Origin of the sequence: Candidatus Nitrospira nitrosa, assembly GCF_001458735.1 — a bacterium.
Taxonomy (GTDB): domain Bacteria; phylum Nitrospirota; class Nitrospiria; order Nitrospirales; family Nitrospiraceae; genus Nitrospira_D; species Nitrospira_D nitrosa.
Genome location: NZ_CZQA01000001.1, coordinates 468,123 through 491,604 on the forward strand (window position 1 = coordinate 468,123; position 23,482 = coordinate 491,604).

General features: G+C 55.6%; 26 protein-coding genes. 1 reads left to right on the plus strand and 25 read right to left on the minus strand.

What is annotated here, in order from left to right; genetic code table 11:
• Window positions 1-2: 2 nt before the first annotated feature.
• From COMA1_RS02210 to COMA1_RS02245, 8 genes are read right to left on the minus strand one after another with little or no spacing between them, the layout of a single operon-like run.
• The gene (locus COMA1_RS02210) at window positions 3-740 is read right to left on the minus strand and encodes a hypothetical protein (RefSeq protein WP_090743138.1); all 738 of its coding nucleotides are present in this window, start codon (window positions 738-740) and stop codon (window positions 3-5) included.
• Entirely contained in the window at window positions 737-2,140 is a 1,404-nt protein-coding gene (locus COMA1_RS21315; protein ID WP_090743141.1) for a hypothetical protein, read from the minus strand. Before COMA1_RS21315 ends, COMA1_RS02210 begins: the two co-directional genes overlap by 4 nt.
• A gap of 28 nt (window positions 2,141-2,168) precedes the next feature.
• On the minus strand, window positions 2,169-2,909 hold the full coding sequence (locus COMA1_RS02220) for a hypothetical protein (RefSeq protein ID WP_090743143.1): 741 nt from the start codon (window positions 2,907-2,909) through the stop codon (window positions 2,169-2,171).
• On the minus strand, window positions 2,906-4,642 hold the full coding sequence (locus COMA1_RS02225) for a Tle-like phospholipase domain-containing protein (RefSeq protein WP_090743145.1): 1,737 nt from the start codon (window positions 4,640-4,642) through the stop codon (window positions 2,906-2,908). Before COMA1_RS02225 ends, COMA1_RS02220 begins: the two co-directional genes overlap by 4 nt.
• 45 nt (window positions 4,643-4,687) lie before the next feature.
• On the minus strand, window positions 4,688-5,452 hold the full coding sequence (locus tag COMA1_RS02230; RefSeq protein WP_090743148.1) for a hypothetical protein: 765 nt from the start codon (window positions 5,450-5,452) through the stop codon (window positions 4,688-4,690).
• A complete protein-coding gene (locus COMA1_RS02235; protein ID WP_090743150.1) occupies window positions 5,449-5,922 on the minus strand; it encodes a Tle-like phospholipase domain-containing protein in 474 nt (157 codons plus the stop codon). Before COMA1_RS02235 ends, COMA1_RS02230 begins: the two co-directional genes overlap by 4 nt.
• Before the next feature lie 28 nt (window positions 5,923-5,950).
• On the minus strand, window positions 5,951-6,691 hold the full coding sequence (locus COMA1_RS02240) for a hypothetical protein (protein WP_090743153.1): 741 nt from the start codon (window positions 6,689-6,691) through the stop codon (window positions 5,951-5,953).
• Window positions 6,688-7,011, minus strand: coding sequence for a hypothetical protein (locus tag COMA1_RS02245; protein ID WP_090743156.1), 324 nt, complete (start codon window positions 7,009-7,011; stop codon window positions 6,688-6,690). Before COMA1_RS02245 ends, COMA1_RS02240 begins: the two co-directional genes overlap by 4 nt.
• 421 nt (window positions 7,012-7,432) lie before the next feature.
• On the opposite strand from COMA1_RS02245, the gene COMA1_RS21745 reads away from it, so the two are divergent.
• Window positions 7,433-7,561, plus strand: a complete 129-nt coding sequence (locus tag COMA1_RS21745; RefSeq protein WP_281176214.1) for a hypothetical protein — start codon at window positions 7,433-7,435, stop codon at window positions 7,559-7,561.
• Between the two features lie 168 nt (window positions 7,562-7,729).
• Here the strand turns inward: COMA1_RS21745 and COMA1_RS02250 are convergent, their stop codons facing one another.
• The 17 genes from COMA1_RS02250 to COMA1_RS02330 all read right to left on the minus strand — a co-directional run bounded on the left by COMA1_RS02250 (window position 7,730) and on the right by COMA1_RS02330 (window position 23,432).
• Window positions 7,730-8,164, minus strand: coding sequence for a VOC family protein (locus COMA1_RS02250; RefSeq protein ID WP_090743159.1), 435 nt, complete (start codon window positions 8,162-8,164; stop codon window positions 7,730-7,732).
• Window positions 8,161-9,045, minus strand: a complete 885-nt coding sequence (locus COMA1_RS02255) for an isoaspartyl peptidase/L-asparaginase family protein (RefSeq protein ID WP_090743162.1) — start codon at window positions 9,043-9,045, stop codon at window positions 8,161-8,163. The genes COMA1_RS02250 and COMA1_RS02255 overlap by 4 nt, the downstream gene beginning before the upstream one ends.
• Complete coding sequence (locus tag COMA1_RS02260) at window positions 9,042-9,608, minus strand: hypothetical protein (RefSeq protein ID WP_090743165.1); 567 nt, start codon at window positions 9,606-9,608, stop codon at window positions 9,042-9,044. The genes COMA1_RS02255 and COMA1_RS02260 overlap by 4 nt, the downstream gene beginning before the upstream one ends.
• 87 nt (window positions 9,609-9,695) lie before the next feature.
• A complete protein-coding gene (locus COMA1_RS02265; protein ID WP_090743169.1) occupies window positions 9,696-10,679 on the minus strand; it encodes an IS30 family transposase in 984 nt (327 codons plus the stop codon).
• Between the two features lie 127 nt (window positions 10,680-10,806).
• The gene (gene dtd / locus COMA1_RS02270; RefSeq protein WP_090743172.1) at window positions 10,807-11,274 is read right to left on the minus strand and encodes a D-aminoacyl-tRNA deacylase; all 468 of its coding nucleotides are present in this window, start codon (window positions 11,272-11,274) and stop codon (window positions 10,807-10,809) included.
• A 3-nt stretch (window positions 11,275-11,277) separates the two neighbouring features.
• On the minus strand, window positions 11,278-11,790 hold the full coding sequence (locus COMA1_RS02275) for a methylated-DNA--[protein]-cysteine S-methyltransferase (RefSeq protein ID WP_176697785.1): 513 nt from the start codon (window positions 11,788-11,790) through the stop codon (window positions 11,278-11,280).
• 25 nt (window positions 11,791-11,815) lie between these two features.
• The gene (murJ, locus tag COMA1_RS02280) at window positions 11,816-13,429 is read right to left on the minus strand and encodes a murein biosynthesis integral membrane protein MurJ (RefSeq protein ID WP_090743178.1); all 1,614 of its coding nucleotides are present in this window, start codon (window positions 13,427-13,429) and stop codon (window positions 11,816-11,818) included.
• A gap of 167 nt (window positions 13,430-13,596) precedes the next feature.
• Window positions 13,597-14,112: a bactofilin family protein gene (locus COMA1_RS02285; RefSeq protein WP_090743181.1), complete on the minus strand. Its 516-nt coding sequence runs from the start codon at window positions 14,110-14,112 to the stop codon at window positions 13,597-13,599.
• Between the two features lie 113 nt (window positions 14,113-14,225).
• Window positions 14,226-14,888, minus strand: coding sequence for a TPM domain-containing protein (locus COMA1_RS02290; protein WP_176697786.1), 663 nt, complete (start codon window positions 14,886-14,888; stop codon window positions 14,226-14,228).
• The gene (locus COMA1_RS21750) at window positions 14,875-15,768 is read right to left on the minus strand and encodes a TPM domain-containing protein (RefSeq protein WP_218055290.1); all 894 of its coding nucleotides are present in this window, start codon (window positions 15,766-15,768) and stop codon (window positions 14,875-14,877) included. The genes COMA1_RS02290 and COMA1_RS21750 overlap by 14 nt, the downstream gene beginning before the upstream one ends.
• Before the next feature lie 25 nt (window positions 15,769-15,793).
• Window positions 15,794-16,396, minus strand: a complete 603-nt coding sequence (locus COMA1_RS02300) for a LemA family protein (protein WP_090743188.1) — start codon at window positions 16,394-16,396, stop codon at window positions 15,794-15,796.
• A gap of 167 nt (window positions 16,397-16,563) precedes the next feature.
• Window positions 16,564-17,103 carry a PilZ domain-containing protein gene (locus COMA1_RS02305; RefSeq protein ID WP_090743191.1) on the minus strand — a complete coding sequence of 180 codons (540 nt, stop codon included), beginning with the start codon at window positions 17,101-17,103 and terminating at the stop codon, window positions 16,564-16,566.
• Between the two features lie 147 nt (window positions 17,104-17,250).
• Window positions 17,251-18,039, minus strand: a complete 789-nt coding sequence (locus COMA1_RS02310) for a succinate dehydrogenase/fumarate reductase iron-sulfur subunit (protein WP_090743194.1) — start codon at window positions 18,037-18,039, stop codon at window positions 17,251-17,253.
• A 45-nt stretch (window positions 18,040-18,084) separates the two neighbouring features.
• Window positions 18,085-19,998 (minus strand): fumarate reductase/succinate dehydrogenase flavoprotein subunit, encoded by a 1,914-nt coding sequence (locus tag COMA1_RS02315; RefSeq protein ID WP_090743197.1) that lies wholly within the window; start codon window positions 19,996-19,998, stop codon window positions 18,085-18,087.
• Complete coding sequence (locus tag COMA1_RS02320) at window positions 19,998-20,675, minus strand: succinate dehydrogenase cytochrome b subunit (protein WP_090743201.1); 678 nt, start codon at window positions 20,673-20,675, stop codon at window positions 19,998-20,000. Before COMA1_RS02320 ends, COMA1_RS02315 begins: the two co-directional genes overlap by 1 nt.
• A gap of 220 nt (window positions 20,676-20,895) precedes the next feature.
• Window positions 20,896-22,146 (minus strand): GGDEF domain-containing response regulator, encoded by a 1,251-nt coding sequence (locus COMA1_RS02325; RefSeq protein WP_090743204.1) that lies wholly within the window; start codon window positions 22,144-22,146, stop codon window positions 20,896-20,898.
• 35 nt (window positions 22,147-22,181) lie between these two features.
• A complete protein-coding gene (locus tag COMA1_RS02330) occupies window positions 22,182-23,432 on the minus strand; it encodes a hybrid sensor histidine kinase/response regulator (RefSeq protein WP_176697788.1) in 1,251 nt (416 codons plus the stop codon).
• Window positions 23,433-23,482 lie beyond the last annotated feature (50 nt).

A 23,482-nucleotide genomic window follows, 5' to 3' on the forward strand; every position in this document is an offset into this window, starting at 1 on the left:
CTTTACTGCCAGTAGCGGCAGATAATTTTAAACCTGTCCTGGCGTGCGGTTAACTCATTGAGGTACAGCTTGTATCCGCCTGCTGCCATCAAATCGTAGAGGTACAGACGTCCACGGTACCTGATCACCCCGTTGTATATTGGAAACTCTGGTGTCCCGCCATCCCCCACCGTGACTCCACCAAGCACCGCGCAGTCTTCAAAATCAACAGCCACATATTCTCCCCTGGTGTTATCGCCCTCATGAACTGGCGGCAATTCTTCGCCTGGCGGAGGCTCTCGCACAAATTTGTCACTGTAAAACACATGCTCTTTGCCATTGGCCTTATTGTTATCGATGTCCACCTTGTACAAGCGGAAATGGGCGGTGCCCACCAACGTGGGGGCTAGCTGATGACGAAACTCTTTGGTGTTCAGGCGATAGCCTGGCTCATCCGTTTCGTCCCCAATCCATTTCACCGTGGGACACTTGGCAAAAAAAGGCGCCAATTTTGGATCGTCAACGCGGTCAGCTTGGATGATTGGCTGAACGTACTCAATCTTGTGCTGCTTCTTGAAATCCTCAAAAAACTGCCGACAGAACTTTTCATCAATCGAAAAGTTCATCTTCATACTTATGCTCGCCAGTAGCTTGACGATCTGTTCTTTCACCGAAGGCGGTGCCCCCACTTCCCCGGCCCATACCGGCACCACAAGCATGACGATCAGCCCAAGCACCACCTGACAGATTGCTCTGTTCATGCCGCCATCCTTTCCATCGCCGAATCAGTCAGATCAATCCCAAACTGCCCGCTCTGGAAATTCTCCACAGTCCAAATCTGCGTACCACCCTGCGTCACAATGAGATTGGTGCCCGACATCTCGTACCTAATTGTCCCATCGGCATTTTCCCAATAGGGTTGATTGGCCTCCTTCACCCCGCCGACCAGCATTTGACCGTTCACGAAGATCGCGTCGTCGGCACCTGAGTCTTCGATCCGGTCGTTCCCGTCGCCGATGCTCCAGACATACGTGTCAAATCCCGCCCCGCCTTCGAGACGGTCATCACCTGCGCCACCCTGCAGTGAGTCATAGTTGGCCCCGCCTCGGAGCAAATCAGCATCCGCGCCTCCGGAAAGCGTATCGATGCCGTCACCCCCATAGAGCACATCCGTCCCCGCCGCACCACGCAGCACATCATTGCCTTTTTCCCCGAACAACAGGTCCCCATTCGCCGTGCCATCGAGCGTGTCGCCAGGAAAGACGTCATCCTTCCCTACCCACACCTCACCATCGATCGTGCGGCCTTCGGCGAAATCGGTGATCAGCCGGTCCCGTGAAAACGAGAGGTTAAAATCGATCCCGTGGCTGATGGGCGGTGACCCCGCCAGCGGTGAAAACAGTGCCTCGTAAGCACGAATCTCTTCGTGATGCATCGTATACATCCGCATCACCTCCCGCGCTTCGTCTTGATTCGGCGCGGCATTGTTCTGGTCAGGCCCATCATAGAGGCCAAACTTATCGGATTCCGCGTAGCGGCGGTTGGCATGGGTACCATCACCATTCGACTGATACCGAATTTCGTACCAGGCTTCAGGACGGTTGTCTGAATCTAATGCTGCGCGTAGCTTAGGTCCGATAATCCCAGAGCCTCCGTTATAGACCAGCGAGACCAATGCCGCCCGCTCCTGCGATTCAGTCAGATGGTACCCAAGGGCAGCATCAAGCTGGACCTCCGCTTTTTGCTCCAAATAGAGCCCCATGAGATTTGAGGCGGTGATTTCGTTGCCGAGAGTGAATGAAAGACTCGCTTTCAACTGACTTGGTGTCAGCGTGTTTCGATTGTTGAGCGCATTGATATCTGATTGGGTGAGGGTGACACCCACTTGAGCGAGAAACGCCTGGATGTCACTCACTGAATTCTTGTAGAGATCAAATCCGTATCCCACCGCCACTGAAAACTTCCCGCCACCAAGATCATCAAGATAAGGCTGAAGCTTTAGCCGTATAGAGTCAGGGCTATTAAACGCGAACGTCTGTCCTTGCTGACCATTCGTGACTTGTTCGTACAAAGGCCTATTTTCTTCCCGCTTCACAAGATCGTTTCGATCGGCAAAATACGACCCCAGCGACCAGTTGGTATGCAAGCTAGAAAGTGCCATGTCTTGTTTCCCTTCTTACGGTGGAGAGCTACAGTTTCCGTCGATCCACGTAACAGATATCTTCAAGCTGAGGAGAGAGCTTCTCTGACCGTTTATAGCGCGCGATGACGTGCATCCCGCTCAGACCGTGCAAATTTAAGTACGTTTGCCCGCCAAACTTAAACGGATGCATCCATACCTTGCCACCTATCCCATGTAGTTCCTTACGTCCAAACTTATTCTTGAATGGCGGAAGTTTCTTGAGCTCGTACCATTGGCCTGTATAGCTGATCTGCCCAAGCAGCCGCTCTTGGTTGGCTTTTGCCTGAGGGCTATCTGCGAGCGGCGACTTATTCATGAGTGATTCATAGATCCCTGTTGGCGGCTCTTGATTCCGAAAGATATACAAATGGTCGCTGCGAATCCCCCCAAGACAGGCACTCCATTTAACAACCAACTCGGCTTGCCCATCATTGTCGATATCAAACTGCGCCCAGAGATAGAGGCTACAATGGTCATCATTAAACTCCGGACCATCCCGAAACTTTTCGTCAAGGCTGCGTATCGACTCCCACTTCACAAACCATTCATGGACTGGAGGATCTTGAATCCAATGGTCGTTATATTCATCCGACAACACCTGTGTAATAGCTGGACATAATTTCTTGTCTTGGCTCCACTTCAAGATAAATTTGAACTGCTCCGGAGCAACCGCCTCTGTTGCAACACTCGTCCCCAGCACCAACAGCAGGCCCAACAGAAACCCTGCCGTTTTCCGTTTCCTCATCATGCCGCCATCCTTTCTTCCTTCTCCACACGCCGCTGAATTCTGAACTGACCGTTCTGAAAATTCTCGTTGACGGTCATGATGGTCTGGTTACCCAGCTTCACCACCAAATCCGTGCCCGACATGACGTACTTGATCGTCCCATCAGGGCTGGTCCAATCCTGATCCTCGTCCTTCTTCACGCCACCGATCAGCAGCTGGCCATTGACAAAGATCACGCCGTCGGCGTCCGAGTCCTCAATCCGATCATTCCCGTTGCCGGTGGTGTAATAGTACCGGTCGAACCCGGCCCCACCGATCAACGTATCGGTGCCACCTCCGCCCGTCAGGCTATCGAACCCCGTATTCCCCACCAACAGATCGTCGCCCGTACCCCCGGTCAACGAATCAGCCCCGCGACCGCCCAGCATGAACGCCCCACGATTCTGCGCATCCGTCGCATCCATACCACTGGTTCCCGCCTGCACATACCAATCGCGCAATCCCGGTAGCGCGTTTTCAATCCGCTGACGATCGGCGAGAGAAAAGTTGTTCGCCAGATACAAGTGAAAATCGTTGTAGCCCTTCACCGTATTGTCGTACGTCGTGGCAACATCCGCCCGATCGAAGCGCACGCCGCCTGACACGTTGGTAAAGATCTCCTGATTGTACCCGGCGCTGGCCTGAGTCTCGGTGTAATACTTCTGCATCGCAAATGCGATCATCGCTTTACTGACCAGTTTGGCCGACGCGAAGGCATCATCGGCCATCGTCAACCCGCCATCTTGCGCCAGCTTCCAGAGGTCGCTGGTGAAACGGGTCACCATCGCATCAGCAGCAAATGAGCCTTGCACACCTACTTGATGGCGAACGAGATGGTCGAGGAAATTCCTCTGATTTGTGTCGGTCTCATTCGCAAACAAGTTCTGATCAAATACCATTTTCAGCAAGTCGGTGAGTTCGCCCGTCACCTGGTTCAACGTCTTGCCTGTCACAGCTGTCTCTTTACTTTGCAGAAACGCGGTGAGCACGGACTGCGCATGCAGGTCGTCGCCCGAAACGCCAGGCGCACTGTTATTGATGTCGAAGAGGGTGGTGCCGATGCGGTCGGGGATGTTCCAGGGTACACCAGACAGAAATTCACCCTGCACGTTGATATTGGCCACCAAATTGGAATTGGGAATGCCGCCATTAGTGGCACGCAGTTGCAAGAAGTTGGTCAGGCCGACGAGGTCAGCTTCGGTGCGGCCGCTGGCCAGCAGATCGGCTTTGAGAGTGGCTGCGACATCGGGAGTGAGCACATTTAGTTGTGCTGACCTGGCAAACGGGGCTTGGTCAAAGGTCATCGCCTGTTGACCAAAGAACACGCCCATCAAGGCGGCGAGCCCGCCGCCTAAACTATGTCCAGTGAACGTAATGCTCGTCGCAGTGGGATTTTCAGCCTTGACCTGCAGATAGTATTGGGCCGCTTGCAGGAGTTGCGCTGACCCGAGGCCGGTGGCGAGGTTAAAGTCCGCAACCATATCCCCCGTGAGGTCTTTGGCATAGGTACCAGCATAGGAGATAACGATGTCGGTACCTTTTTTGAAGGCAACAGCTTCAAAGCCAGCGGCCCCAGTGATCTGAGGAAATGCTGGGTTGTTTGGAACATGTGCAACCGCAGCCCATTCCTGTGGAACTGACAGTCGATTGATTGGATTACGAGTGTCAATATACGAAGCGCCCGCCATTAACGCGTAATCGAGTGTTGAAGGCATGATTTATTCTCCTAAACTTTCGAGATTATTATTCGCTGATAGGCGTTACTTGCCCTTACCATAGGTGCGTTGAAACCATTCCTGTGCTAGAGGCCACCAGTTATAATAAAGAAGTTTCCCGTCTACTTCTGGCGCGATGAGCTTTCCAGTCGCTCCTGAGGGGATTGGGCAACTAGTCATGCCGATCCCGTTGTCCAATATAGGCATCCGCAGGATGGTCTTGAATTCAGGTTGTTCCAGCTCACCATTCAGTTTCTTGACAAGCTCTGCGGTGACGACGGATTGCGCCGTGAGGATTTTCTCCTTACCTTTGGAATTGACAACCAAATTGATGTCTTTGAACTCCGAAGGGAGTTCTTCCAACGGGATGCGCTGCCATGCCGTGCTGTCATATCGGAAAAGCACGTACGGCGGGTTTGGCCGCCCCCATTTGATATAAGACGGGCATAGGTTGGGCACGGTCACGATGTACGGGATGCCGTGGAAAATATGCAGCGATATTAGCTGGAAGTTTGCACGCCCGATGGCTTCGCCATATTCGCTCTTAAATTCAAGGGTTGTGCTCGTATTGGGCAGGGTAAACGTCACCGTTTGTTCTTTGATCGGCGATGATTGTCCGGGTTCATGCCGTCCCCCATAACTTTGCGACCGCTCCACAACTATCTTGCTCCCGTTGTGCAACAGTACTTCTTCTTTCCAACTGGGATCGCCGAACGGTAGAGCCCCTACTCCTGCACATCCACCCATATCGAGACTGACGACCAGGCTGAGTAGCAGCAACAGTCGTCGCCATTCGTATGCGTTTCTCATGCGACGATCCTTTCGAGAGAATTTCTGAGCACATTCAGCGTTGCTGACCTGGCAAACAGGGCCTGGTCAAAGGTCACCACCTGCTTACCAAAGAACACCCCCATGAGCGCCGCCAAGCCGCCACCCAGACTATGCCCGGTAAACGCAATGTTGGCAGTAGGGTTGGCGGCCTTCACTTGTAAGTAGTATTCAGCGGCCTGCACGAGCTGAATAGATCCAATGCCAGTGGCCAATCCGATATCAGCCGAGATGTCGCCTGTAAGATCGCTGGGATCAGTACCCGCATACGAAATGATGATCTCATTCGTCAGTGAGTTTCTATAGGCAGATGTCTCAAAACCGGTCGAATTATCCTCCGGTACAATCGAGACAACACTCCAACCGTTCGGGATTGGGAAGCGGTTCAGGTCAGCCCTCGTATCATGGTAAGAATCACTGGCGAGCAATGCGTACTCAATTGTTGTTGCCATGACTTTCGCTTCTAGTTGAGGTGAGATTCTATTTCATCTGTTTGTCAATGAACTTCTTCGCAATCGGGTCATTCGGAAGAATCCAATGACCCTTGTACAGTACCCGTTCCTCGCAATTCGTGGATCCTTCTGATCCCGGCTTCACCGGCTCCCGCTGAATGGTTTTGAATTCGGGCTGTGGATAGCCAGCGATCACTCCCTTGATCATGTCCGCCGTGATAACCAGCTTGTCGAATTTCTCGACGACAACATCGGGCATGGAAAAGATCATGTTGGGAGTGTTGATTTCACTTGGTAACTCCTGCAAGGGAATCCGCTTCCACTCGTTCCCTTGGTACTGGAAAATCACATAGGGCGGATTGGGTCGCCCCCATTTGTTGTACGACAGGCAACCCATTGGATAGACCACGAGGTATGGTGTACCACCAGAAATATCGACTGCCATAGGCAGAAAATTCGCCTGGCCCAGATCCTGGCTAGCGTGATCCTCCCAGGTGATAGTCTGGTTGCTACCAGGGATAGGAAAACTCAGCCACTGTTCTGTGAAAGATGGCTTTTGTCCGACCTCATGCCGCCCACCCCGTTTCACCATGCGGTCGACCATGATCTTGCGCCCATCATGCAAGAGCACTTCTTCTTTCCATCTATCGCCGATCAATCCTGAGATCCCCGCGCAGGAACTTGTGCTGATCCCCACCGTTAAGATTAGGCACATCATCAGAGCCCGCTGCCACATCACCTGCCGAATCCGCATGTCGCGTTCTTTCATGATTTGGTCTTCCCCTGCCGCGCGTCTCGCAGACTGACCAAGACCTGTTGGATCTGCTGATGCAGCCGCGCCAGGGAACCGACATCCATCGCCACCCGGGTGACGAGATGGCGCTCTAACCCTTTGGGGGCCGCCTGACCATCCTTTGCCGTCTTCGCGATCGCGGCTAGCAGCGTCGGCTCAATGAAGCCGAAGTCGAGATAGGCCGTGCCCTGCGCCACGCCGACGTTGGTGTAATTCACCGCACGCGGGTGCGCTGACGAGTCGGACGGTTTCAGCTGAACGTTCAAGGGAATCGTGGTCGGTTTGAACTCACTCATAATCTGACACTCCTCACGCACGGGTGACAGCACCAGATGGAAGTTGTATTGGGAGAATCCCAACGCATGAACCTTCCTCACCGGATGGAAAAAGTGGCAGACTGTACGATGACTCTTCACTGCGTGTCAATACAGATACCAAGGCTAAATGGCCCTATCCATCTTGTAGATGACCTGTTCCCCGGTAACGGCACCCACCCCTTACGAACAGCGCCTGAGAGGATGTTGACCTTGCCTCTCGCTGCGTTCTCGCGTTGCTCCAAGACTTACCGTACCGAAAATGGTATGCCCCGTTGCTCGCTACGGCCTTGCAAAATCATCACGGATCACAACACGCTAGCAGTCTGCTGAAAAACCTCCCGTTCGTGCTGAGCTGGGCGAAGCACACAAACCGAATTTTTCAGCAAACTGTAGGGCGGGCATGGCAAAAAGCGCCGTGCCGCGTAATCCAGTGTCGGTGCCGCTGTTGTTAATCAACACCTATGGGATCAGCTCGTGGTTCGCTGCTGCGCTGATCAAACAGGAGTATCACGTCAAGGACCGACCCTGATAGGCCACCTCTAGAAAAACAACTCGACGCTCGCGCGGATGTTGGACTTCTGATTTGAACTCACAGCGAGGACTGGTTTGATATAGGTATCCGATACCTTAGAATCGGAAACCCGCGGCGCCCGGACCGGTCACCGAGGAGTAGATCAGCCAAGCTGCGGTATTCTGCCTACTCCGAGGCATCGCCAACCTGGCCATGATCCTGCTCTCCAAAAATGGCCGTTTCGTGGGTGTAGTGTTTGAACTCCAGGAGATTGCGGGAAGGATCTTCTAGGAAGAACGTGCGGTGCTCGATACGTGTGCCAGGGAAACGCACGCGAGGTTGTTGGTAGAAAGAGAGGCCGTTGGCTCTCGCACGATCCGCCAGTGCCTGCCACTCTTCCTGTGAGAGAAAGACCAACCCAAAATGGCGCGGATAAATACCCTTCTGTTGAGGAGGTTGCTCCGGCACGACATGCGCGACGAGTTGATGACCGGCTAGGCCCAGCGTCATCGCATGTTTCGTCCGCCGCCCGACCGTGCAGCCGAGACCATCCACATAGAATGTGACTGCTGTTTCCATATCGTGGATTGGGAAGGCAAGATGGAAGAGCGTGCGGTTCATCGAAACCGATCTTTCACGATGGGCTCTCCTGTCCCATCCCACCACCCAGCCGCCATGTGGGGTGTCACATGTGCAATGGCAAATCGGCCCTCCGGAGTCAGCACCAGCGTACCAGCCGATCCTTTGACCCTCGTGACCAGCTTCTGCAACACCCATCGCGCTGCTCTTCTCGCTGTCTCTCCCTGCCCTAACCGATCACAGATTGTTTTCGCAACGGCCACACGCATGATACTCTCACCCCATCCCGTCATCGATACGGCACCGGCTTCATTATCCGCGTACACTCCACAGCCGATAATCGGCGTATCTCCAACTCGTCCTGGCAGCATGAGGTCGATCCCCCCCGTCGAGGCACCGGCAGCGACTGTCCCAGACCGGTCCAGCGCAACCGCCCCGACTGTTCCATGCCGATCCCCCTTCGTGACCATCCGCTTGAGCATAGAATCGTACGAGAGCCTGTCTCTCGGAGCCTGACGCTTCTGAAGCTCTATCTTGTGATGCTTGGCAAACTTGGTCGCCAGAGGGCCGACGAGCAAGACATGCGCCGTCTCTTCCATAATGAGGCGGGCGGCTGTAATCGGATGAACAATACCTTCAATAGAGGCGACCGCACCAGCGCGCAAGCATTCCCCTTCCATGATGGATGCGTCCATTCTCCGCACTCCATCCAGCTGTCGATGAGCCCCGTTTCCGGCATTGAAGAGCCCGCTGCGCTCAAGAACTCGAATAGTCTGCTCCACCGCGACAAGTGCAGAACTACCACGATCCAGCAAGTGATAGCCGACTTGCAATGCGCCACGCAGACATGCGGCTTGTAGGGAGGTCATGGTACGGGAGCCGGCACCCCCGTGCGCGAGAATGATCGGTCTGATGGGTTTCAATTTAGGAGCAGATCCCGGGTCCTTTGGTAGGCAGGATTCTGCATACGATCGAGGTCAGATCGCACAAAGCCCAGGCCGGTGACACAGAGCTCAAAGTTCTCCGATAATTTCTTGAACAACAGCAAGCTGGTTTCCCCATCCTCACGACCGATCTGCGCGACAATTCCGTACGATCGTTTGCCGGTCTTCACATAGTCCACGAGGAAGTCCTTGTGATAGATGCGCCCAGCCGATTTGAGCCGTCTCAAGTACTCGGGAAACAATCCCGCCATAAACAGCGTGAAATCCCCGATATGGCGATGGACGTCCCGCTCACGATCCAGCGATTGCGCTTCCAGCATCACCTCAGACTCGAACAGCAAATCGACAACCGAATCGACCGGCTGATCCTCCCGGTTTCTAATCTTATAGAGCTGATCTGTACGGGTAAAATCTACTAAAAGATTTGAGACGTAGGATGTAACCTTGGTATCGGGCCAACCGAGATGTTCCGTGAAACTCTTCTCGGTAAGGGCGCCAAAGAGTTCTCTAAGCGGGTGCCGAAGAGGAACTTGAGCTCCCATCTCCACCTCCTGTGACGTCGGTGTGGCTTACGCTCAGTATACCAAATCCGGACCGGGAACGGATTGTCACTCTTGTCGATCTTGAATTCAAGGTTGAAGAGCAACACCTGCGGCCCGCGCAAAGACTTCGGCTGGGGTCCGATAGGCGAGGCATTTCCGGGGTCGATTATTCAATTCCTCCACGACCGACGCAAGTCGGTGTGCCGTGATCGTCGAGAAATCTGTCTGTTTCGGGAAATAATCGCGTAATAAGCCGTTGGTGTTCTCATTCGTCCCACGTTCCCATGCCGCATAGGGAGCGGCAAAGTACACCTGGAGCCCCAGGGTCCGTTGAAGACAGCGAAACGACGCCCATTCACTCCCGTTATCCACGGTGAGGGTCCGCCGTACATGCGCTGGAAGCGGGTGCAGAAGTTTCCGCGTGGCCACCGTGACCTCTGTAGCAGTCCGGCGTGACACCTTGGCCGCCAGAAGAAAGCGACTGCGCCGGTCCACGTGCGTAGCCACGAAGCCGCGCTGGCCTCGACCGACCACGAGATCCCCTTCCCAATCTCCCAGGCGTCCTCGGCGTTGTGCAATGGCCGGTCGCTCGGCGAGAGACACGCGTCCTTTGAGGCGTGGAGCACGCGGCCCACTCCCGTAGCGTTTCCGACGCCGACAATGGTGGCGGAGGTACCGCGACCAAGATCCTCCCGTGCGGTGATCAGCTGCCAACCATGTATAGATCGTTTGATGGCTGATCCGCATCTGAGTGGCGTGGGGATAGTCAACCCGCACACGGTGAGCAATCTGTTCGGGCGACCAGCGGCACTGCAGCTTCTCTTGGACATAAGTTGCCAGCATACCACTCGTCAGATGTGACCGCCGAATGTTACGGCGACGGCGCTGCGCATCGCAATGGGCCCAGTACCCAGCATAGGCTCCACTTCCATCACCGTTCCGTCGCAGTTCCCGGCTGATGGTACTCGGCGCTCGCCCGAGCTGGGCTGCAATGGACCGAATAGACCAGCCAAGCATTCGCATCGGGGCCATCATTGACCGTTCTTCCAAGGTGAGGTGCTGATAGGGCATGGCAGACTCCTCGTTGCTGGAGGTGAAATGTCTGCCCCACTCTATCGAACCGCACCACCCAAATCTCTTCGTCGCGACCTGCGTTGCACTTCAAATTAGAATTCATCGATCTATCGGAACTCCTCCGTCAGATCTTGAGGCGCGAGAAGCCTCCTTCCCGACTATCCAGCACAAATGTCACCGGCCCATCGTTGACCAAAGTCACCTGCATATGCGCCGCAAAGATCCCTGTTTCAACCATCGTTCCGCTCTCTCGCAGTCTAGTTACGACCTGTTCATAGAGTCCCTTTGCCAGATCAGAAGGGGCCGCGTCATCAAAACTCGGGCGGCGGCCATTGCTCGTCCGGCCCAAGAGGGTGAATTGAGAGACCAACAACACCGCGCCGCCCACGTCGGCCAGCGATCGATTCATCTTCCCCTGTTCGTCGGAGAAAATGCGGAGGGTCCTGATCTTGTCAACCACGTAGCGTACGTCGGACTCGGCATCACCTTTCGCGACACCCAGCAACACCATCAAGCCTTGCTGGATTCGACCGACGACCAGTCCATCGACCTCAACCGAGGCACTGGTGACACGCTGCAGAACCGCCTTCATCGATCAGGCCCGGCCTCGCTGGAGTTGAACCAGGGTTCCTTCAAGAGAGAGTAGCTTGCGTTTCATCGAGAGTCCTCCCGAGAACCCTCCAAGCGTGGCATCCTGGGAGACAATCCGATGACAAGGAATCACAATTGGAATCGGGTTCGCACCAACCGCGTTACCGACCGCACGGGCATACTGTGGTCCACCCACACGCGCGGCGACCCATTGATACGAACGCAGCTTGCCGTGCGGCACACGGAGAAGCACCCGCCAGACCTGCCGCTGGAACACCGTCCCTTGCGACAGATCGAGCGGCACGTCAAAGGTGTGTCGCGTGCCTGCAAGATAGTCGAGTAGCTGACGACGAGCCATATCCAGTCGTGCAGACTCGCCTCGCTGTAGTGGACCGTTTGACTGGGCTCTGAGGTCAGCCTCCACCGCCCGTTCTGACCGTTTCGGCAAGACGATGGCTTGAATTCCTTTTGAAGACTCCGCGACCCCCATCCACCCCCAGGGTGATCTAAACATCATCACCTTCTGCATAGACCACTTCTCGCTATTTCGCGAAACGCCCGAGCTTTCTGCGCACCATCCCCCAGAGGATCCCCAGTTCCTCAGACCGAAATAAGGCATGGACGCCCAGATATCCGCCTACACTCAGTCCAATGCCGACGAACAGCATCGCGGATTTCGCGACCCAATCGTCGGGTTGGGCCCAAATCTGCGCGTTGGCGACCCACCAGCAAGCCGCTATGATCGGCACACAGCCAATCCCTACCCGACCAGCCGAACGGAGCACTGAAAACCAGTCGACACCGCCGAGTCTCCGATTCAGCACGGCCACAAGGATTCCGCCATTGACCATCGCCGCCAGGGCCGTGGCGAGTGCAAGCCCGGCCGCCCCCAAGCGCGACATCAAGACCAATGAGAACAGAATATTGGCCACGACCGCAATAGTCGCTGAGATCACCGGCGTCGTCGTGTCCTTCAGCGAATAGAAGGCTGAGACGATGATGCGCACTCCCCCGAACGCCCATAACCCGACAGAATAGCAGAGCACCGCAAGGGCTGTTTCAGCGGTATCGTGTGCCGTAAAGGTGCCATGTTCAAACACCAGGTGCACGATTGGAGTCCGTAACACAATCAACCCCACCATGGCCGGCAACATGATGAAGATGATCATGCGGAGTCCAAACCCAAGCGTCGTGCGCAGTTCATCCAGTGCACCTCGCGCTGCTTGCGCCGACAAGGTCGGCAGGATGGCGGTGACCAACGCCACGCCAAAGATGCCCAGAGGGAATTGGATCAACCTCATACCGTAAAACAAATAGGTCGGCCCACCAGCAAAGAACGACCCCAGTATCGTGCTCACCGTGATATTGATCTGCGTCACCGACAGTCCGAGCAATGATGGAATCATCAGTCGGCCGATCTTTCGCACACCGGGGTGGCCGGGGTTAAACTTGAACCCGAACAACATCCCACGCGACTTGAGTCCCGGCAGTTGCATGGCAAATTGCGCGGCACCACCGGCCACCACACCAATCGCAACACCGATGATGGGCTCCGGCATGGTGGGCGCAAGAAACACCGCGCACCCGATAATGAACAGATTAAAAAAGACGGGAGAAAACGCCGGAGCTGCAAAGGCCCGTAATGAGTTGAGCACGCCCATGGCCAGAGCCGCCAAGCTGATAAAAATGAGATAGGGGAACATGATGCGGGTGAGCATCGTCGTCATTTCCAGCCGGGTTGGATCATCATGAAATCCCGGCGCCAAAAGCCACACAATGCCCGCCGATCCCAGAATCCCGATGAGCGTAATGCCCGTGACGATAGTCAGCAGTGTCGTGAACGCGGCGCTCGCCAACTCCCACGCGTCCTGCTTCGACTTGAGGGTGTGATATTCGGTGAACACAGGAATAAACGCGGCGGACATGGAGCCCTCCGCAAAGAGCTCACGGAGCAGATTCGGGATACGATAGGCGACAAAAAACGCATCCGCAGCGGGAGTCGCACCAAAGAGTCGTGCGATAACCATGTCTCGGATAAACCCAAGGATGCGGCTGGAAAAAGTGGCGACCCCGATGATGCCGGCCGATTTGATGACTGATTGATTCTCGTCCTGCTGTTGGGGTGAAGGAGTGGGGAAGGCGGTCGGCTCTGACATGGGTCGGATTCTAGCCGAACAATCGCGGGGCGTCTATGGAAGGTGAACGTCGTCTGATCCGCCAGTCGCTTGGAGCCTGGCACCTTGCCGCCATGACCGTCCACACAAGCGAACGATAAACTCCTGACGCGTGCCGGACATCACGCCAGGAGTCTTCGAGCCCTCGTTTACGCAGCCAATCGAATAGGGGGGCGACTGCTCATACTCGTGGAAGGCGCGTCTGTATCACGCAACACTTCGACTTTGGCCTGGGGCTTCATTTCCAACGTCCCATTGAATACCACTCCCTCCTCCATCGAGAGCACCGGCGTGGTCAGGCTGCCGTCAACAACCGCTGGAGCGCATAATACGATCTGGCTGGTCGCCTCAATGTCTCCCGTGATACGCCCGTGGCAGACAACCGCTCCCGCCGTCACCTTGGCCTTAATCACTGCCTCAGGACCAACGAGCAATCCGCCGTCGGTATGGATTTCTCCTTCCAAGGCCCCATCGATTCGTACCGTCCCTGAGTAGGTGATGACACCCTTGAACGCGACATCTTTGCCGACAAACGCGACCTCATCCGGTAATATCGGACCGTTGTGTTTTGGTAAAGCGCTCCGCCGATCCTCTACCCACCGTTCTTGCTCGCGCTCCTGTCCCCGCTCCATATCGCCCCCTACCGCCTCCTCATGTTTCCACATCGTACGCCTCCTCCTTGTCGAGATTGGTCTGGCCAGACGAGCAGCCCGCCGAGTCTCTCCTCTATCGGCTGGTCGTGATGTTTTATTGAGTGGCGGGAATAGGGATGAGCAGCTTACGACTCTATGACCAGTTCATTCGACAATTCATCAGGATTGTCGCCGGAACGGCCTGGGGATACCTCAGCAAGCAACGTGCCACAGACCTGAATCCCTTGGCATAACCCGCCGACCAGATCTCCCCTTGTCAACCGGCTGACAGCCGCCTCCACAACCGAGGACCAACCTTCCGATGGAACTCGCTGTGCAATAGACTGATCCGCCAACACATAGATCTGACGTTCCAACAACGAGACCAGGATCAACACTCCGGTACGCTCACGTGTCTGCGAAACCGCATGTTTCGTGAACGCTCGTTCGGCCCGAAGTCGTACTTTGTGCTGCAATCGATCCGTCGGCGTCAGAAAGCGAATACACGGGGCCAGAGTCCCCAGCCAGGCACCGGCGCCGTACGCCAAAATTGTTGCCGAGACGAGCCACACCGCGTTGGAACCGTGCCATCCCCAAGGAAGCCAGAATCGTTCCGTGGTAAGCATGAGCGCCAGGACCGCGAGGGAAAGCAACAACCCGGAACGATGTTGAGCATCACGGTAGAGCCCGGACCGACTGACGATCATAGGAACGATTTCTGCATTGGTATGCTGCTCCGCCGCATACACCGCCAATCTGATCCGCTCACGCTCCTCCGCTGTCAGCTCCAGTCGCTCACCAGTTTCCACTGGCACCCCCTCCCCCAAAGTCGCCTCCGCCGCCACTGAATCCTCCCCCGCCACCGAACGATCCTCCTCCCCATCCACCATTACGGCTGCTGTACCAAATCCAATCATCCAACCCACGGGACCGAGTGGCCCGCCCTCCCGTCCCCGCTGCACCAAAAAGCAGCAGCAGGACCACCGTCACACCACCCGCAAGCAGTGCCGGCCCCACCCAAGGCGCAAGGAGCGTTGCGATTCCTGCACCGGCAACAGGTCCGACGACACGATGAACATTTGTGAACAGGAGTCCGACGAACAGCCCGGCGATGACCGCCACCACAACCTGCTCGACAACAGCACCCTCTTGCCGAGGGGGAGCGTTCTCGGTGGCCTGATAGGTTCCGTCAATGGTCTTCAAAATTGCATAGGTTCCTTCTAGGATCCCACCAGGCATATCTCCGGCTCGAAATCGAGGAACGATCTCATGTCTGATGATCTGTGCCGACCGAATGTCGGTCAGGATACCTTCCAACCCATACCCGACTTCGATTCGTACCTTGCGTTCTTTGATCGCCACCAGCAAGAGCACTCCGTTGTCCGTCCCCTTTCGACCAAGTTTCCAGGTGGTGGCCACGCGATGCGTGAACTCCTCGAGAGGCTCGCTTTCGAGGGAAGGAATGGTTAGAACGGCAACTTGATTGCTGGACTGCCCTTCATGCGCAGTGAGGCGAGCGGTAAGCGCCTCCACGGTGGACTGTGGCAAGACATGAGCGAGATCGACAACCCGCCCGGTCAACGGAGGGACATCGAGTGCGGAGACTGGAGAGGCTGAGATAACGGTAAAGACAACGGCGATTCCAACCAGGACCGCCTGCAGCAATCGAGTCGCATACCTCTGCTCCACGACTGTCCCCTAGGCATGAACCGCGTTAGAATTTCACTTCCGGTGGTTTCGCCACGGCTTTTTCGTCGGCCACCGTAAAGTTGGGCTTCTCTTCCAAATGCAAGAGGAACTTCGCGGTCAGATTCGTTGGGAAATACCGAACCATCTTGTTGTAATCCGCGACTCGATCGATATACCGCTTGCGGGCCACGGTAATTCGATTTTCCGTCCCCTCCAGCTGACTCTGAAGGTCTCTGAAGTTTTGATCGGCCTTGAGGTTGGGGTAGTTTTCGGCGATCGCGATCAGTCGTCCCAACGCTGAGGCCAACCCCGCTTGCGCCTTTTGAAACGCCTCGAATGCAGCCGGATCTTTCAGCACCTCCGGCGTCACTTGCATTCCGGTTGCCTTGGCCCTGGCGTTGACAACGCCTTCCAGCGTCTCCTTCTCATGGGCGGCGTACCCTTTGACTGTTGCCACGAGATTGGGAATGAGGTCGGCACGGCGCTGGTATTGATTGATCACCTCGCTCCACGCGGCCTTCGTATCTTCATCCAAGCCTTGCAGATCATTGTACCCACACCCAGACACGGACAATGCCGTGACCATCATTATTGTAATCGCCATCGTTTGCCACCAACGACGTCCCATTGTCTCCTCCTTCAGCGATACCCTAAGGACGCTGCCCCCGAAGCTGGCTAGCATGCTACCATGAGGAATAATCATGAAGATATGTCGGTCAAGGGCCCTACGCTGAGCTGAGCGGTAGTGGATAGAACAGATGGATCACACGAAAATGCAGGTAGCGGATCGAGCAGCTACTCGGCAAGTACCGACTGAGGAATTTTAGATGGGCTCAATGCGGCGGATCCCGAACGGGTTTGGATAAAGGCGGTCAACCGCTTATCCTCTTGCGCTCTGCGCAAGAACTTGAACGCGATCCCGCGGGTGCTGACGGAACGAACAATGGCTGCCGCCTCGACCGGGGGCTCATCCTTGGCCAGGATGATCTCGAGGTAAAAAATATCATCAACCCGCACATGAGTCTCACTCTGGATAATGCAGCCCCCTAATGACATATCCAGTACGGTCCCTTCTCCGCGTACTCGTCCTCCGGAAAAAGAGAGCGAGAGCTTGACCGGAATACGCATGTATTCCCGGCGATCAGTGAGCTGCGAGTCGCTCGGGAGACTCACGCGACGAGCGAGAAACCGGTGGTCACACTGTTGACACTGGAAGGGCACCCTCCACAGCAGCGAGGCAACAAATTCACGTGGCGACTGAGCCTGCACACGAACTGCGCTGTCCTGTCGACATTGAGGACACACGATCTGTCGCCCCATGATACTCTCTGGCATACACCATCCTGATCACAGCCCTTGATCGCACTATAACGGCCTTTCCTTCACAGTCAAGCTCATTGCCTTCTATCGCAAACAGCTTCCGTCTGCGTGTTCTGCCCGTAGGGATTCGCCATGTACCGTCTCGAGTCCGCGAGGGTTCAGCTATGAAGATTCTGCATGGGGAGACTCCGGCTCACTGGGACGGCCGGATTCGACGATGCCGGCACGGAGATATTCATGATTGAGATTGGCAATGAAACGGGCACTGATGTTTTTGGGGCACACAGCCTCGCATTCATATTGATTTCCGCAGGACCCGAACCCTTCTCTGTCCATCGCCTCCAGCATGGCGCTCACACGGCGTTCTCGCTCCGGGCTTCCTTGTGGAAGGGTTGCCAGGTGGGAGACCTTGGCCGCGACAAACAACATCGCAGAAGCATTCTTACAGGCTGCGACACACGCTCCACACCCGATACAGGAAGCGGCATCCATCGCGGTTTCAGCTTGGTCCTTCCCGATCAATAAGACGTTCCCGTCCACGGCTCCACCGGTATTGACTGAAATATACCCGCCCGCTTGTATGATACGGTCCAGCCCACTGCGATCTACCACCAAGTCTTTCAAGATCGGGAAGGCTTTGGCTCGCCAGGGCTCAATCGTAATGTGGGCCCCATCACAAAACCGCCTCATGTACAGCTGACAGGTCGTGATGCCCTGGTCCGGGCCGTGTGGCAAACCATTGATGACCAGCGAGCAACTCCCACAAATTCCTTCCCGACAGTCCTGTTCGAACGCCACCGGCTCTTCACCATTGCCGAGCAGGCTCTGGTTGACGCCATCGAGCATTTCAAGGAACGACATGCCGGGGCTCACATCGTGCGCCTCATACATGACAAACCGACCCCGTTCGTGCGGGCCATTCTGGCGCCAAATCTTCAAGGTGAATTTCATAACGTGTGCAGCAATCCGATTCCTCTTCCTCTCACCTTTTACCACCTATTGATAGCTTCTCATGGTCGGCGGCACGAATTCGAACGCCAGCGGTTCCTTATGCAAGACCGGCACGGCTCGATCCCGATACTCCCATGCCGCCACGTAGGCAAAGCGCGCATCATCGCGCCGTGGCTCACCATCCTCTGTTTGATATTCCTCGCGAAAATGCGCGCCGCATGACTCCTGACGATGGAGGGCGTCGTGACAGAGCAATTCAGCGAATTCGAGATAGTCCGCCACCCTTCCCGCATACTCCAACTCCTGGTTGAAGGAATCTCCTGACCCTGGGACCATCACATCCCGCCAAAATTCCTCACGAAGCTTGGGAATCGATTGCAACGCTGAGGTGAGCCCCCCTTCGGTGCGTGACATCCCGCAATGATTCCACAAGAGCGTCCCCAACTCCCGATGAAACATCGCCGCGGTCCGACGTCCCTTTACCGCCAGCAGACGGTTGATCCGAGTCTCAACCAGCTGAATCGCCCCACGAGCCTCCGCATGATCCTCCGGAATAGGGAGGAGGTTTGCCGTCGCCAGGTAATGACCAATGGTATAGGGAAGGATGAAATAGCCGTCGGCCAATCCTTGCATTAATGAGCTGGCACCCAACCGGTTGGCGCCATGGTCCGCAAAGTTTGCCTCGCCGATGACGAAGAGTCCCGGGACCGTGCTCATCAAATTGTAATCCACCCAGAGCCCCCCCATCGTATAGTGCGGCGCCGGGTAAATCCGCATGGGAGCGTGGTAGGCATCCTCTCCTGTGATGCGATGGTACATGTCGAAGAGATTGCCATAACGCTCACGGACCACTTCCAGCCCTTGTTGCTCGATGACGTCCGAAAAATCCAGGTACACACCCTGGCCGCCTGTCCCGACACCGCGCCCTTCATCGCACACAACTTTGACTGCCCGTGAGGCAATATCTCGCGGAGCGAGATTCCCGAACCGGGGGTATCGCCGCTCGAGAAAATAATCTCGATCTATTGAAGGAATATCGCCCGGCAAACGATGGTCCGATGACACCTTGGGCACCCATAATCGGCCATCGTTCCTGAGCGACTCGGACATCAGGGTCAACTTGGCCTGATGAGCCCCGCCCGGTGGGATGGCCGTCGGGTGAATCTGGGTAAAACATGGATTGGCGAATACGGCACCATGCTTCCATGCTCGATATGTGGCCGTCACATTGCATCCGCTCGCATTGGTGGAGAGATAGTACACGTTACTGTACCCACCCGTGGCCAAGACCACGGCGTGGGCCGTGTGCGCGCTGATCCGTCCGGTGACCAAATCTCGAGCCACAATGCCCCGAGCCTGACCATCGACCAGGATGAGATCGAGCAGTTCCGTGCGCGGATGCATCGTGACCTGGCCACGTTCGATCTGCCAACAGAGCGCTGAATAGGCACCTAATAGGAGTTGTTGCCCCGTCTGTCCTCGACAGTAGAACGTCCGGGAGACTTGCACGCCCCCAAACGAGCGGTTCGCCAATTGACCGCCATACTCCCGGGCAAAGGGAATACCAAGCGCCACGCATTGGTCGATGATCTGTGTACTGACCTGGGCGAGCCGGTAGACATTGGCTTCTCGCGAGCGGAAATCACCGCCTTTGATCGTGTCATAAAACAAACGCCCGACACTATCTCCGTCGTCCTGGTAGTTCTTCGCCGCATTGATTCCCCCCTGCGCGGCAATGCTGTGAGCCCGGCGTGGACTATCGTGAAAACAGAAGCACTCCACGTGATACCCGAGCTGCCCCAAGGTCGAGGCCGCACTTGCGCCGGCCAGGCCGGTCCCGACGACGATCACGGTGAGCTTCCGCTTGTTGTTGGGGCTGACCAACTTTTCGCCGAACCGGTGCCGATCCCATTTACTTTCCAAAGGTCCTGACGGAATTTTTGAATCCAGCCTCGTCATCAGTGCACGATCCTCAAAAAGACGGCAAGGATGATCGCACCATTCCCGAGGATCACGATCAGCCCAATCACGGGTCCGAGCGCTTTCAACAACCGACTCAGCCCCGCGTGCTCAAACCCCATCGTCTGTACGCTGCTAGAAATCGCGTGGCTCAGATGGAGACCGAGCCCCACCTGTCCCGCAAGATAGATGATGACCATGAAAGGATTTTGGAAGGCATGCACCACCTTGCCATAGACATCCCGATGGCCTTCCGCATCCACGCGATCAGAGAATACAGGATCGATGACTCCGGCCGTGAGATGAAGGAGATGGAAGCCGAGAAATACCAACAGAGTCATTCCAGAGATCATCATTGTGCGGGACGCGATCGATGCCTGTCGATAGCGATGGATCGTATACTCAACGGGACGAGCCCGACGATTTTGTATACTCAGCTGGACTGCGAGCCCAATGTGAAACACCGCTATACTCAATAATCCGATGCGGACCATCCAGAGCACGATTGGCATATCACGGAGAAAGGCGGCATACCTGTTCAGTGCGTGAGGCCCTTCAAATAGCTGAAGATTTCCCAGCATATGGACCACGACGAACACGACAAGGCATAGCCCGGTCAGAGCTATGACCATCTTCTTTCCGACTGAAGACTGGAAATGGCTGAAGAGGCGTACCATCAAGGGCCATTATACAATGAACGACGCGTGAACGATCGCTTTGTCTGCCTACCTCACACACCCATGGCTCAAACGGCTCTCTACGCTTGACCATCCTTCGACGACTGCACTCCAAACCATATAAGGCATCTTCCTGCTCTACTGGACTGGATAAGGCTATGACGGAGAGCACGAGCATTGATGCCGATGTCATCGGCACCATTCGTCATACATTCACCGCTTATCTAATATGGGCAGACGTCGACGCGCGGGGGGTGACTCGGCGGACCTGAAGTTCAAGCTGTTCAGAAGGATTGAGCCCTGGGACCAGCACATCCATCGCCATGACACAGTTGCGGCCACCCTCCTTCGCAGCATACAGCGCTTTATCTGCTTGATCGATCAACTCCAGTGGAGCGCGGGAGCCAAATACACTGGATGACGCACCAATACTTACCGTCAGTGTCATGCCGGATGCCATTCGCACACGGTTGCCAGCTTCCGCGGCCACACGGGCTCGAAGGCGTTCCGCCAACACCGTCGCCTCGCCCAAGGTCGTTCGCGGGAACATCAAACAGAATTCTTCACCTCCATACCGTCCGACCATATCCGTCAGCCGCAATCCAGACTGAAGACAATCCGCGACAGCTTGGATCGCTTGATCCCCGACGGCATGCCCAAACTCATCGTTCACGCGCTTAAAATCATCAATGTCGACCATGAGACAGCAGAGCTCACTTCCTTGTCCACGGCCCTCGGCAAACGCCTCCTCAAACAAGGCATAAAATGCACGGCGATTGAGACATCCTGTCAGTGCATCACGTGAGGCCAGACGCTCCAGTTCATCATTTTGCCGTAGGATTTCTGTCTGTGCGGCCTCAAGGTTCGCAACGGTCTGTACCAGTGCTTCATTGAATTCCCTAAGCTGTCGGTTCGCGTGTTGGAGCTCCGTGGTCCGTTCATCGACAAGATGGCTCAATTCGGTCATCTGTCCGGAAACCTTTCTCGCAAGGTCCCATTTCCGACACAGCGCAGTCGCGAGCTGCAACACCTCGATGCTATTGAATGGCTTCTGGAGGATCAACAACTTATCAGTTCGCCCAATTCGGTCTCTGATCTCATCCCACGGTTGGTCGGAATAGGCGGTACAGATCACGACTTGCAACGCAACATCTGCTTCCCAGAGACGCTCGATGGTCTCCAACCCGTCCCAACCGGGTGGCATCCGCATATCCACAAAGGCCGCCGCATAGGGCTTCCCCTCTTTAACCGCCGTTTCAACTAAGGCCAGCGCGGTGGCCCCTTGATCTGCGCAATTGACCGTGAACTCATCATTGGTCCGAACCGGATTGGAGTCGCCGAATAAGGACGCCCGTGCCTGTTCCAGAGCCTCCGATCCCATATCGGGCCGTAGAATTTTCAGGAAGTCATGATGAATCGACACGTTGTCGTCCACGACCAGGATACGCCGATTGATCTCGTCGCTTGTCACTCCGCACTCCTCCGACTACTCTCGATCATGATGGCTTAACTCGCTTTGGCACAAATCGACTGAGCGGTCGATTTTCCAAGCCTCATCGTGCACCAAAATGTCGAGCCTCGTCCGGGAACACTCTCAACCCCCACTGTTCCGCCCATCATCTCAGCTAACTGCTTCACAATCGCCAAGCCAAGTCCGGTCCCGCCGAACTTGCGTGTGGTGCTGCCATCGGCTTGTGTAAAGGGTGTAAAGAGATTGGCTTGGATCGCCGGTTCCACACCAATCCCTGTATCCTGCACTTTCAGACACACGTTCGTCTGCCCAACGGCATCATCGACCACCGTCATGGAAACAGTTACCTGGCCTTGCGCGGTAAATTTAATTGCGTTCCCAATGAGATTCGCGAGGATCTGACGAATGCGTACCGGATCCCCCACATACTCGTGAGCGACGGCTTCGGATAGGATGGTCGTTAATCGAAGCCCTTTGCTTCCCGCCTGCCCCGAGAAGAGTTCCTGCGCCTCCGTCACAAGTTGACGAAGATCGAAGGCGATCTGTTCAAGCTTCAGCTTTCCGGCTTCAATTTTTGAAATATCCAGAATGTCATTGATGATTTGGATGAGTGTCTGGCCGGACTTCTGCAAGGTTTGCACATACCGCCGCTGCTTGTCATTCAGTGGTGTTTGCATCAAGAGTTCGCTCATTCCCAGAATCCCATTCATCGGGGTACGAACTTCATGACTCATGTTGGCCAAGAACCGTGACTTGGCGACATTGGCAACCTCGGCAGCCTGCAGACGTTGGTGCGCCTGACGAGCCAAGTTCCATTTTGTCGTGAGCGACATCGCCAGTTGAGAGACTTCAACGCCGGAAAAAGGCTTTTGCAGGATCAGCAGACGATCGTCGGAACCTAATCGCTCGATGATCTCTTCCCAAGAATGATCCGTGTACGCCGTGCAGATCACCGCCTGAATCTCTGGATCGACCGCCCAGAAATGCTCGATCGTTTCCAACCCATCCCAGCCGGGAGGCATGCGCATATCCACAAACACCACGGCATAGGGTCGATCTTCCTGACGCGCCTTCTGAACCAGAGCCAATGCAGCTTGCCCCTGATCCACGCAATCCAACTCGAACCGGATCAGCGGCCTCAGACGTGGAGTACCGCCAAAGACGGCTGCACGGACTTCCTCCAGACGGTGAGCCTCGTCCCCCGGTTGAAGGATTTTTCGAAAGTCATCGTGGATGAGCACATTGTCATCGATGATCAAGATCCGTCGATTTTCCGAAGATTCCATCAGCTCCGTCGTCATCGTCATTCGAGCAAATTGGATGAACGGTCCTGTTG